This is a genomic window from Sporolactobacillus sp. PKPK-6 (assembly GCF_056678885.1).
This window is the reverse complement of record NZ_JBWXPA010000002.1, coordinates 993,379-1,004,810: the sequence shown is the minus strand read 5'-3', so window position 1 is coordinate 1,004,810 and position 11,432 is coordinate 993,379. Positions and strand designations below refer to the sequence as shown.

15 protein-coding genes are annotated in these 11,432 nt (G+C 44.3%); 9 read left to right on the top strand and 6 right to left on the bottom strand.

Annotation, left to right across the window (positions count from 1 at the left end):
* Position 1: 1 nt before the first annotated feature.
* From AC1MBV_RS15725 to AC1MBV_RS15710, 4 genes are all read left to right on the top strand, one after another.
* Positions 2-910: a phosphotransferase gene (locus AC1MBV_RS15725; RefSeq protein ID WP_255749095.1), complete on the top strand. Its 909-nt coding sequence runs from the start codon at positions 2-4 to the stop codon at positions 908-910.
* Between the two features lie 64 nt (positions 911-974).
* The gene (locus tag AC1MBV_RS15720) at positions 975-1,265 is read left to right on the top strand and encodes a nuclease-related domain-containing protein (RefSeq protein WP_255749094.1); all 291 of its coding nucleotides are present in this window, start codon (positions 975-977) and stop codon (positions 1,263-1,265) included.
* A 20-nt stretch (positions 1,266-1,285) separates the two neighbouring features.
* Positions 1,286-1,690, top strand: a complete 405-nt coding sequence (locus AC1MBV_RS15715) for a hypothetical protein (protein WP_480948736.1) — start codon at positions 1,286-1,288, stop codon at positions 1,688-1,690.
* A 303-nt stretch (positions 1,691-1,993) separates the two neighbouring features.
* Complete coding sequence (locus AC1MBV_RS15710) at positions 1,994-2,482, top strand: NUDIX hydrolase (protein WP_255749092.1); 489 nt, start codon at positions 1,994-1,996, stop codon at positions 2,480-2,482.
* Here the strand turns inward: AC1MBV_RS15710 and AC1MBV_RS15705 are convergent.
* The gene (locus AC1MBV_RS15705) at positions 2,465-2,911 is read right to left on the bottom strand and encodes an NUDIX domain-containing protein (protein WP_255749091.1); all 447 of its coding nucleotides are present in this window, start codon (positions 2,909-2,911) and stop codon (positions 2,465-2,467) included. The genes AC1MBV_RS15710 and AC1MBV_RS15705 overlap by 18 nt on opposite strands.
* Positions 2,912-2,981: 70 nt before the next feature.
* Here AC1MBV_RS15705 and AC1MBV_RS15700 point away from each other — a divergent pair, with 70 nt between their 5' ends.
* Positions 2,982-3,479 carry a GNAT family N-acetyltransferase gene (locus tag AC1MBV_RS15700; protein WP_255749090.1) on the top strand — a complete coding sequence of 166 codons (498 nt, stop codon included), beginning with the start codon at positions 2,982-2,984 and terminating at the stop codon, positions 3,477-3,479.
* On the opposite strand, the gene AC1MBV_RS15695 is transcribed toward AC1MBV_RS15700, so the two are convergent.
* Both AC1MBV_RS15695 and tlp read right to left on the bottom strand, forming a co-directional pair.
* A complete protein-coding gene (locus tag AC1MBV_RS15695) occupies positions 3,476-4,030 on the bottom strand; it encodes a C40 family peptidase (protein WP_255749089.1) in 555 nt (184 codons plus the stop codon). The genes AC1MBV_RS15700 and AC1MBV_RS15695 overlap by 4 nt on opposite strands.
* 182 nt (positions 4,031-4,212) lie before the next feature.
* Positions 4,213-4,440, bottom strand: coding sequence for a small acid-soluble spore protein Tlp (gene tlp, locus AC1MBV_RS15690; RefSeq protein WP_255749088.1), 228 nt, complete (start codon positions 4,438-4,440; stop codon positions 4,213-4,215).
* Positions 4,441-4,649: 209 nt separating this feature from the next.
* Here tlp and AC1MBV_RS15685 point away from each other — a divergent pair, with 209 nt between their 5' ends.
* From AC1MBV_RS15685 to AC1MBV_RS15675, 3 genes are read left to right on the top strand one after another with little or no spacing between them, the layout of a single operon-like run.
* Complete coding sequence (locus AC1MBV_RS15685) at positions 4,650-5,549, top strand: ABC transporter ATP-binding protein (RefSeq protein WP_255749087.1); 900 nt, start codon at positions 4,650-4,652, stop codon at positions 5,547-5,549.
* Positions 5,546-6,352, top strand: coding sequence for an ABC transporter permease subunit (locus AC1MBV_RS15680; protein ID WP_255749086.1), 807 nt, complete (start codon positions 5,546-5,548; stop codon positions 6,350-6,352). The genes AC1MBV_RS15685 and AC1MBV_RS15680 overlap by 4 nt, the downstream gene beginning before the upstream one ends.
* Positions 6,352-6,972 (top strand): TetR/AcrR family transcriptional regulator, encoded by a 621-nt coding sequence (locus AC1MBV_RS15675; RefSeq protein WP_255749085.1) that lies wholly within the window; start codon positions 6,352-6,354, stop codon positions 6,970-6,972. The genes AC1MBV_RS15680 and AC1MBV_RS15675 overlap by 1 nt, the downstream gene beginning before the upstream one ends.
* 245 nt (positions 6,973-7,217) lie before the next feature.
* Here the strand turns inward: AC1MBV_RS15675 and AC1MBV_RS15670 are convergent, their stop codons facing one another.
* From AC1MBV_RS15670 to AC1MBV_RS15660, 3 genes are all read right to left on the bottom strand, one after another.
* The gene (locus AC1MBV_RS15670; RefSeq protein ID WP_480947342.1) at positions 7,218-8,345 is read right to left on the bottom strand and encodes an IS4 family transposase; all 1,128 of its coding nucleotides are present in this window, start codon (positions 8,343-8,345) and stop codon (positions 7,218-7,220) included.
* A 184-nt stretch (positions 8,346-8,529) separates the two neighbouring features.
* Positions 8,530-8,823, bottom strand: a complete 294-nt coding sequence (locus tag AC1MBV_RS15665) for a hypothetical protein (protein ID WP_255749084.1) — start codon at positions 8,821-8,823, stop codon at positions 8,530-8,532.
* Positions 8,824-9,039: 216 nt separating this feature from the next.
* Positions 9,040-10,038: a D-2-hydroxyacid dehydrogenase gene (locus AC1MBV_RS15660; protein WP_480948735.1), complete on the bottom strand. Its 999-nt coding sequence runs from the start codon at positions 10,036-10,038 to the stop codon at positions 9,040-9,042.
* 196 nt (positions 10,039-10,234) lie between these two features.
* Between AC1MBV_RS15660 and AC1MBV_RS15655 the strand changes: the two genes are divergently transcribed.
* Positions 10,235-11,413, top strand: a complete 1,179-nt coding sequence (locus AC1MBV_RS15655; RefSeq protein ID WP_480948734.1) for an acyltransferase — start codon at positions 10,235-10,237, stop codon at positions 11,411-11,413.
* Positions 11,414-11,432 lie beyond the last annotated feature (19 nt).

The following is an 11,432-nucleotide window of genomic DNA, read 5'->3' as shown; positions in this document are numbered from 1 at the left end:
GTTGGGAAATATATGGGATCCGGAGCAGGTGGTTTCAGAAAAATTAGCGCGAACATTGATCGAACGGCAGTTTCCTGAGCTCGCGCCAGCAAAGGTTTCTGCGCTAGGCGAAGGCTACGACAATACTGTTTATCTTGTCAATGAACGGTATGTATTTCGATTTCCTCGCCGGCAGATAGCGGTTGGACTGCTGCGTGCGGAGAGTGGAATCTTGCCAAAACTGGCAGATCATTTACCGCTGCAGATTTCTAAACCGCTTTTTTTTGGCAATCCGGACGCTGAGTTTTCATGGCCGTTTCTTGGTTATGAGAAGGTTCGCGGGTATTTGCCGGTTATCCTGACCCATGAAGAACGTGCGCGTTCGGCAGCAGACTTGGCTCAATTTTTGCGAGCTCTGCATCATTTTCCGGCAGAACAGGCTGCTGCACTAGGTGTTCCCGATGATGAGCTCGGACGGCTGGACATTGGGAAACGCAAAATGGCGCTGCTCCAACGTGTGGATCAGTTAGCGATGCAGAATCTGTATCATCGAGTTGGTAAGCTACGGCAATACGTCGAAAAAACGGATCCGATTCCTCTGGCTGAGCAACGGTGTCTGGTGCATGGCGACCTGCATATTCGGAATCTAATTAGTAATCAGCTTGGCAGGGTGACCGGTGTGATTGACTGGGGAGATGTTCATATTGGTGATCCTGCTGTGGATTTATCGATTGTGTACAGCTTTTTGCCTTATGGTGCGCGTTCGCAATTTTTTGCGGTTTATGGTGAAGTGAGCGATGCGACGAAAGCATTAGCTAGGTGGAAGGCGGCTTTTACAACGGTTTCACTGTTCATGTACGGTTATGATCGGCAGAATGCGGACATTGTTGAGGGATGCAGGCAGAGTCTGGATTTGATTCTAGAGGATTGAGCGTCGAGAGAAGGATTTGGAAATCCAGCCGTCGAACTTCTTATCATGAAAGTGAGGCGATCGAGTGTTCGACAAACCCATCCAAATCCCATACCACGTGCTCCAGTATGAAGCGCTGACGCGGCGGATGAAAGCGGGCAGTACGCGTGATCATGTGCTGTCGCTCTATAAAAGGGCGTTCGCCGGTTGGCATGGTGAGCAATCTATGGACGATCCGCTCAGCTATCTCCCCGACAAAGAATTTCGTATTTTCCACAACCTCCGTTTGTCAGACTATGTCCACGTTTTCCAAATTGATTTTCTTGTTCTTTGTGATCGTTTTGCGCTGATCCCATTACACAGGCCGAGTATTTAACTGATTCGCTGCAACAGTGGTTGAATGAACACGACTGGTCACTGCCGATTATTAATCGTGTGGTGATCGCTTCAAACGCTCAGCTGCAATTTAAAGGATTGAGGAGCCGCGAAAAAATGAGCCAGGTAGTTCGGCGGGCAAATCTCAGAGCAGAGCTTTCACGTTTCAGTAAGCAATTCAGCAAAGCACATTTGTCTGTGAGGGATTTGGACAACATTTCAGATGCACTGCTTGCGGCCCATAAGCCACTGATTATCAAACCCTTTCGATCATTGATCAACCCCGAAGCAATCATAAAAGGTGTGCGCTGTCCCGAGTGCGGTGCAATGCCAATGGAGAAGCTGAAACAGAGCTGGATTTGTCCACATTGCGAGCATACCTCTCTCGAACCGCGCATTTACTTGCATGACGCGACTATTATCTAATTCACGGGCCGGCAATTACAAACAACCAATGCCGCGATTTTCTCATGCTAAGGCCCAATTTAACCGCGAGACGCTTGCTTCATCGAACAGCACTTCGTTACGAGGGTGAAAAAAAGTCTAGGATTTACTATTTATCAGAGGACGTATTTGCCGAAAAATCAAACCGGTCGATAAAAAGTTAAAAGTGATCGATAAATTCGTCAAAGTGACTGATAAAATCTGGATAGCGGTCGATAAATTCGTCAAGGTGACTGATAAAATCTGAATAGTGGTCGATAAACACAAACAAGGAGGCTTGAGCACATGCCCAACCAAGAAAAAAACTACCATACAGCATTCGGTTGCTACGGTATTGCCGAACACAACAACAAAATCATTATTATCGACAAAACCGGCGGCCCGTATATTCATCGCTACGATTTGCCTGGCGGCAGCCAGGAACCTGGCGAATCATTGATCGAAACACTGCACAGAGAATTTAATGAGGAAACCGGCATGGCGGTTTCCGACTGCTTTCAAATTGGCACCTTTGACTTCTTTTTGCCGTGGAACTGGAAGCAGTTCACTCATGTCCATCATGTCGCGGTTTTCTATCTAGTGACGCAGATCAGCGGATCGTTTGAGCGTCCTGCTGAATTTGACGGACAGGATTCGGCCGGCGCGCACTGGATCAGCATTGACGCGCTGAACATCAATAATTCATCTCCGCTTGTGCTGAAAGCGGTCGATTGGTTACGCAATCAGTCACGTCCCGATCAGGCAACCATTTACGAATCATGGCCTGTGCTGTGACTGCGCCCAAGCTTCTTGAACCGCCCATGCCTGATGTTCGTGGAATAACAACTGACCACATTTCGAGACATCAATCCATTCTAAGAAGTTGTCGGATTCAGTCGGCTGCTGTACTTGCTGACCAAGCCGTGCGGTATAAAAATAACCGTCACTGACCATGGGCTGAACAACGGGAAGCGTTGACAGAAAATAACGTTGCGCATGGCCAAAATAGTGAATCTCATCGATGGTGCAGCCTGTTTCTTCAAGCAGCTCGCGCTTCAGGCACTGTTCATCTGTCTCACCAGACTCAATTCCTCCGCCGGGAAGAAAATATTGGTTGCCGTTAGCGCGGATCAACGCTGTGCGGTCGCCTTCAAAAATTACAGCATAGGCGCCTTTTCTCAGTATATAGTTCACTCCGTTTTTCACGGTTCCGAAAATGCGCACAGTCTCCACCTCATTAAAAATCGAGAATAAGTTCATAATAGCATAGAGAATATGTTGTGGAGGGCTTGCTATGGTCTTTTTTAAACCATTAACCGCCGAAGATGCGGAGCAGTATCGCGCATTGAGGCTCGAAGCATTGACAAATAATCCGGAGGCATACGCATCGGACTTGAATACGGAACAAAATCGGACAATGGATCAAATTCGTAAACATCTGTCTGACCCCGATGTCTTGACTGTTGGCGGTTTCGATGAGGAACGACTGATCGCGATTGCATCACTGCATCGGGAAACGCTGCCGAAAATGGCGCACCGTGCAACACTCACCAGCGTCTATGTATCGCCAGAATACCGAGGTCAGGGCCTTTCCAGAAAAATCATCGAATTTATGATTGGTGATGTGATAAAAGACGGTGTTACCAAAATTTATTTATTTGTCGTCACGAACAATGAGCCTGCGATTCGCGCCTACAAAAAATTCGGATTTAAGATCTACGGCGAAGATTATGACGCAATGAAGGAAGACAGCGGATTTGTAGACGAGTATCTGATGGTAAAGTATATCTAAGCCCATTGAGCGGCCGGTGCTAAACGGCCGGAATCAGCTGCAGGTGACAAGTAGCCGCCAAGCGTTCCGGAATAAAGGGTTTCCGCTTCGTTCAGAACGAGAAAATCAGACGGTTTGATAAAATAGGCGGGCTTGCTGAAGCGGTATGCGCCGCTTTTCTCGAGCAGTGTTGAAACAAATTGAGAGCAAAAATAGGCATTTATTCCGCTTATTCTGCGGTGAAGCATGATGCCGATAATTCCCTTAAAATTATAATGATAGGAGTCACCGTAATCTTGAAAGTAGGCGAGCAGAATACGAGCTCGATAATAGGCATTCTGAGTCATTGGAAGACGCAGAACGCTGATTTGCGTTGCTTGATCCATATCAGCGAACTGTTCCTCAATAAATCCTCCGTTAAGAAAGTTCAGCCTGCTTTTCCTACCGAAGCTGTAAGCGGTCATAGGTGAATCAAGAGAAATGGCCACGTGTGAATAGGTATCACCGGTCCAAAGCCGGACGAGTTTTGCGGGCAGTGTTTTTGAATGAGTAAGTAAGATATAAGCATACATGACGGGCAATCCTTTCGATCAATGTACCTATACTTTAACTTGACGACGGATCTTCAGGAATAAGCCTCAGCCATATATTCCTCTAAGACTTAAGGCTAATATCCAAACAGAGTCATACTGGGCACCTGTTCTCAGGAGGGCATGAAAAATACCGACCGGCGTTGCCGATCGGTATTTAATAATTAATGAGTCTTGCTAAAGGCGGTTTCATCTTTCAGTTCATCGCGCAGTCCTTCTACGCTGTCCTTGCGTCGCTTGTTTTTTTCATGCAGCTGACGTTTTTCATCCTCGTTCATTTCATCGCCGTGCGCTTTTAAATAGTCATTGGTTTCGTCAATGTTTTGCTGCGTGTTACCGATGTTGTGGCCGATTTTCTCCCAATTGTCAGAACGATCATCTGGTTTTGCCATTGTTTCTCCCCCCTTTTTCGTCAATTATTATGTGATTGATGAGGATGTCTATACATACCAAACTTGGCCATCACTCCTAGACTGAGCAAAAAATTGTCATCATTTTTAGCCGGAAAAAACGTGAACAAGAGTGTTGACCACTAGGTCAATGCATGCTATAGTGTCATTGACCTAGTGGTCAAAGCGTGATCAAAAGGAGGTTCACTGAGATGCCGGTTATTGAATTGAGCCACATCAGTAAACGTTTTGGCAAGTTTGTTGCTGTGAATGATCTGTCCTTTTCTGTTGAGCAAGGTGAATTTTTCGGATTCATCGGACCGAATGGAGCAGGCAAATCGACAACAATGAATATGATGTTGAATTTTATTAAACGAAGCGGCGGGGAGATATCACTTCTCGGAAAAAATGTTCCGCAGCATGATCTGGAGGTCAAGAAAAGAATTGGCTATGTGCCAAGCGATGTCCGTTTTTATCCGCAGCTGCGCGTTCAGGATCTGATTCGCTATACGCTTGATTTTCATCAAATGAAAGGCGATCAGGCGGAGATTGATCGCTATTGTGAACTGTTTCAGATTGATCGCAAGAAGAAGTTCGGTGATCTGTCTTTAGGAAATAAGAAAAAGGTTGCATTAGTCTGCGCACTCATTCATCATCCGGAGTTAATTATCATGGATGAACCAACGAACGGACTTGACCCGCTGATGCATGCTCGGCTGTTCCGAGTGCTCAAAGAAAAGCAGGAACAGGGGGCGACCATCTTCCTCTCAAGTCACAACCTGAAAGAAGTTGAGGATTATTGTTCAAAGGTCGCGTTTATTCGCAGCGGCCAGTTGATCGGTGTTGAAGATCTGTCTCAAGTCAATAAAAAGATGAAGATTGTTGTCTTGAAAGGAAGCAAGCTGCCGCTCGATGAAATGAAGGCTATTGGTGCGACCTGCACGAAAAAAGAGGAACATGAAGCGCGTTTTCTCTATGAAGGCGGCTTGCCGCAGCTGTTCTCAACCTTGTCGAATCTTTCAGTAGATCTTGAAGATGTTACTGTTGCGAATCGTGATTTGGAAGAACAGTTCATGTCTATGTATGAACGTCAGGAGGGTGAACGATTATGACCTTATTCAAGCTTGAATGCAGGACACACATAAAAACACTTTTGATTTGGATTGTTGTTGTCGGATTGCTGACGCTTGGTTTGGTGTCGTTATTTCCCGCAATGAAGGACATGGGTCTGCAGCAGATGGACTTGAAGTCAATGCCGAAAGATATGCTGAAGGCATTCAATTTATCGGATATGGCGGCTCTGGCGACGATCAAAGGCTACTTTGGTTATGAATACCAGTATGTGATCATTGCCACCGGTATTTTCGCAGCGATGCTCGGAACCAATGCACTTGCCAGAGAAGAGGCGGAGGGAACAATCGGCTATCTCTATGCTCAGCCGATTACGCGTCTTTCCATCGTTGGATCGAAAATGCTCGCCAACAGTTTGCTATATACATTATACTGGGCAGTATCAATGGTCATTGCTTTTTTGGGATGCATCCTCTTCAAGGAGTCGGGAGCATCCGTTGCTGGGCTGTTTAAGAGCTTTGCACAATTAGCTTTTTCCGGATGGGTAATGGGCCTTACTTTTCTTGCGTTCGGTTTCCTATTATCGGCGTTCCTGTCCACAAATAAATCGGCGACTTCATTATCTCTTGGTATTGTTTTTCTTACCTTTATACTTGGTGTTGTGGGTAAGATGAATGATGATTTTCAGGCACTGGTTTTCTTCTCGCCGGTTGACACGGCGCTTCCGAGCACTGTTTTTAAGAATGGGATTGAATGGAAATACATTGTGACCGACCTGATTGTGATCGTGGTTTCTTGTCTGCTTGCGCTTTGGACATATAAGAGGAAGGATTTGAAAGTGTAATGGATGAAACGAAAGAAAAGGCTATTTTGAACGCTGCGATTCATGAATTTGCGGTAAAGGGATTTGACCGGGCATCGACCAATCAGATCGCAAAATTATCGGGCGTCTCAAAAGGGCTGATCTTTCACTATTTTGATTCTAAAGAGAAACTCTTTGAAGAAAGTGTGGATTATGCCATACGGTTTACAATGAAAGAGCTTGACTATGAGAACTGGAATTTATCGTCTGATATGCTTGCAGATATGCGGAGAATATGTGCCATGGAAATCAGTATTTATAAAAAATATCCAGATATTTTCCAGTTTATCATGAATGCATTTACTCGACCTCCGGAAAAACTGACGAAAAAAATGATTAGTCTATATAATGAATTGAATGCAATGACTCCGGATTTCGTTGGGGATACGATTGAAAAACTCGACTTGAAGGACGATGTAGACCCGAATCTTTTAAAAGAGGTACTGCTCTGTATTTTTAATGATTACAGTAATCGGACGATGACTTATCTAAAGAAACACCCGAATTCGAATATTGACGATCTCATGCCGTTCATCGACAGGGTGATTGCAATGATCGAAATAACCCTGCGTGGTTTGATCAGAAGTAATGAAGAACTGTGAAGTGAAGAAAAGGGAGCGGGAGTATGATCGCGCGTGCGCGGTTAAAGTCCCGCTTTTTTAATTTTTACTATAAAAAAGTATATAAATTTTCACTAGCGTTGCATAAATATTGACGAACTATTCAGAATTTGTATTTTTTCTACCAAAGCCAAAAAAGTTAATGTCCACCTAAAAGGTGACTCGATCCATTTTACAATTTTATCCAGTTAATCAGTGTCCAAGTGTCAACAGCCTTTAAGGTGCCTTTAGGTTACTCGTTTCCTTTTATTCATTTGAAAACGAATACGGCGGAACCATTGCTCACAGGATTTCCAAAGCACAGCTTTGAACCATCGGTTCAGTTGAAGTACTGAACTCGTCGTTTTAAGTTTCTGCTGAATCAAAACGAATAGACTGTAATGAATCAACGCCAAAAGTAGTTGATTCTGGACAGCCTTCTCACTTTGTCCGTAAAATGTTTGGATCCGAACATGTTGCTTCAGCCATTTGAAAAAAAGTTCGATGGCCCATCGATGACGATAGACATCACTGATTTCTGTCGCCGACAAGTCAAAACGATTGGTGATGATCCGAATGTTCTTCCCCTGATCGTCTTGCGCCACGATGAGACGGAAGGCATTTTCCGTTTGGTTTTGAATGCTGCCCAGCAGGATCATTTGATCCGATAAAAGAGAACTTTTCTCGGGGACTTTATAGTTGTGCAGGACATGGATAACGGCATTCTTTTTTAAACGGGAAGCAAAGAACATCCCCTCTTCGGAAAAACGATCAAAGGCCTGGTAATCCACATAGCCTCGATCAAAGACATACATGGCTTCTTTCTCGTCAACGAGCACATCGAGTTGCGAGCGGTCATTGACTTGAGCGGATGTAAGGACTGCTTTTTCCGGAAACACTTGCCCTTTTCCCATAAAGACAAGGCGAAGGTGCAGCTTGACGCCGGCTTTGGTTTTGCGAAAGTGAGCCCATGGATAGCGCTGAGCATTCAGGGATATCGTCGTCGAATCCACAACCCTAAGCTGTTCATCCATTTGGGGTGCTCGTTTGCCTTTAATCTTGGCGACCAGATCAAGAAAGAGCATCATCAACAGTTGCGGGTCAACCGAGTTATTTTTTCTTGAGAGTTGTGAGGCGCTGATCGACGAGAGACCCGTTGCTTTCTGAAGCTCTTCACTTAAGACGCAGTCCGAAATCGAACGCAGACTGTCTTCTTTCTGGAGATGAGCATACAGAAAAAGGGTCATATAAGCCTTTGTCGTCAGCTTTTTCACGTACTTGTCACCGCCGGTTTGTCCGAGGGTTTCGTCAAGCTGTTTAAAGTTTATCTGATTTAACCATTGCGAAAATGAAGAGAGATGTGTATTCTTATCCATGCGTGAATCCTTTTCTTTGGATTTGGATAGAATCACCTATCCTTCCATTGTAAAGGATTTTTTTGTTGGCTAGCCTCTTTAAATTCGACTATTCCTAGTATTTTGAATCATCAGTTTTGATTACTGCAACGCTAGTGATAAATTTTAAGGAAAATAGTATAAGTGCAACTATGACTTCGCCTTGCTAGAGGCTTGGCAAAGCCAAGTTTTCTAATCGTTTGATGCGCTGAACGTCTAATGATGTGTTTAAGGCATCTTCACGCAGAAGATCAATGCGGTCCAGTACATCAAAGTGCTTGTCTTTAATCTCTTGTTTCAATGCAGCAAATCCGGAGCGCATGTCATTCTCCATGTGATTTATTCGTGTGTCAAGCTGATCCATTCTCTGTTCAAACTTGCCCATCCGTTCATCGAGCGTGCTGATGTTGTTTCCAAGCTCTTTAATGGCTTGCATCACCATTTGCAACTCGCTTGCCATCATGATCATCTCCTTTCTTTTTCATAAGTATAACAGCCATCAAATCAAAGGTACACTATAAAAAGGAGATCATTCGTTCGCTAAATGATCTCCTTTTTTTACACAAATAAGAAAGTATAAAGATTTAGAGGAATTTAGTGTAAATGCAACTAAGCCTTTGCCTTTGTCAGAGGCGCAGCCAAGTTTTCTAATCTGTTTATGGTTTATTTTCTACGCTTATTCCGGCTGTTGCACACGGTTTCTGCTTGTGCCGGTTTCCAGAACTTCAACAACACAGTCAAGCGCGCCTTCAACGATATTTTGAATGGCTGTTTCCGTAAAGAAACCAACATGTGGTGTCAACAGGACTTGATCCATAGCGATCAACTTAGCGAGAAGCGGATCATCAAGCGGTTGTCCGCTTAGATTTTTGTTAATCACGGTTTCGTTCTCAAATGTGTCAAGCGCAGCCCCGGCAATTTCTCCGGTTGCGAGTGCATCAATAAGATCCTCTGTGTTGATGAGCCCTCCGCGTGCGATGTTGATAAGAAAAGCACTCTTTTTCATCAGTTTTAATGTATTTTTGTTGATCATATGCCGTGTTGAATCAAAGAGAGGCGTATGCAGGGATACAATGTCTGCTTCTTTCAGTACAGCCTCCAGCGATGGGCGATAGTCGAGAATTGATTTGACGCGATCGTTTGGGTATTGGTCGAAGCCGATAACCTTTGCCCCGAGTCCTTTGAAAAGCTCGGCGGCCGTGGCTCCGATGCGGCCGGTTCCCACGATGCCGACGGTTAATGAGCGGATTTCTTTAGAAAGCAGACCGGACCAGCGAAAATCTTGATTAGAGATGCGCTTCTGAAATTGTGGAATGTGGCGAACGAGCTGCATGGCCTGAGTGACTGCAAGCTCTGCTACGGCATAAGGCGAGTAGGCAGGAACATTTGTGACGATTAAGCCGTTATTTTCCGCTTCGGCCAAGTCAATCATGTCATAGCCTGCCGTGCGTGTCGCGATCTGCCTGATTCCATAGTCCTTCAGCTGTGCGTACAGCTTCGGTCCGCCAAGCGCAATCGGCTGTTGAATGCAGATGCCGTCAAAGCTTTTTGCACGTGCAACGGTCTGTTCGGAGAGGAAGTCCGGTGTGGTCACTATGTCAACTTTATGTGATTCAGCCCAGTCTGCGATGATCTTCTTTTCGTGATCTTGTACGCCGTACATCAATAGTTTCACTATTTTTATCCTCCTTAAATCTAAACATGTGAATCTGTTCACAACAAGTGTATCGAAGTGTTCAAAATATGTAAACGGTTTCGATATAAAGCGTAAACGCTGTTATGTAATAAAGTCGCAATGTGCAATTAAGAAATTGTTAAGGATTCGATGATAATCTATGTCTGAAAATTGTTACGAGCAAGGAGTTGTTTTATTGAAAAGAAAACATTTATATGAAATTGATTTGATGAGAGCGATCATTATGTTTGGTGTTCTCTCCGTCCATACAATGAGTATCTTTGACAGTCAGCTGAAAGGATGGACAATGAGCTCTGTGACGATGTCGGCGATTCATTCCTCAATGCATGTCACACGTATGGCATTCATGTTTATTACGGGATTTATTTTGTTTATCGTTTACGCCAACCGTGATTTGCGGATTGCAGATTTTTGGAAGAAACGCTTTTTGCTCATTGGCATTCCCTATTTGTTTTGGAACATTATCTATCTCTTGTTTCAGAATGATTATTTAATGCATACACGAGAGCCTCTATTTCAATTCCTGAATGATTTGTGGCTTGCGTTCATCCATGGGGATCAATTTTATATTTACTACGTTCTCGTTACGTTTCAATTCTATCTTGTGTTCCCATTTATGCTTCGCGGGCTGCAAAAGTTTAAAAAGTGGCATTTGCATGTGTTCCTATGGAGTGTGTATGTGCAATTGATCACAACGGTTTTTATCAAATTTGTGCTGCCTCATCTGGATACATCTAGCTGGCCGTACTTATTGTCTCATTACGGCGTGTTCGTCGTCACCTACCAATGTTATTTTGTACTCGGCGGCTTGGCAGCGTGTCACTATAACGAGATTTGCACATTTATTGATCGGCATATCAAATTGCTGATCGGTATCCTTGCCGTCAGCTGGATGGGTATGTGCCTGCATTATTATTTAAACCGCGTCATCTTACATGAAAGCGATCGTGCTGCTCAGTCTGTGCATCAGCCTGTATATCTGCCCTACACTATTCTGATCATCGCTTTGTTGATTTTTATCGGAAGGTACTGGGCGAAGCGCAGGGAAACAGGGAGCGGGCCGGTGTTTAATCGATTCGTTCAGACCGCATCAATGACGTCGTTCGGTATGTATCTGGCGCAGCCTTTTCCGCTCTATTTGGTCGGTACTTATTTTGTACCCTATTTAAAAGTCGGTTCACTTGCTTTTTACTTGTCTCTGCCGCTTGCCATTCTTTTTGTTTACGCAGCATCTATGCTTATTGCCTATGCTTTTTATAAAACACCGATTCTGTCCTATTGCATTGGTCGTCGTTCAAAATGGCCGAGCCTGAAGCGGTCAAAGCCTGCAGCTTTGCCTGAAGAAACAAAATAAACGAATTAAAGGAGATAAC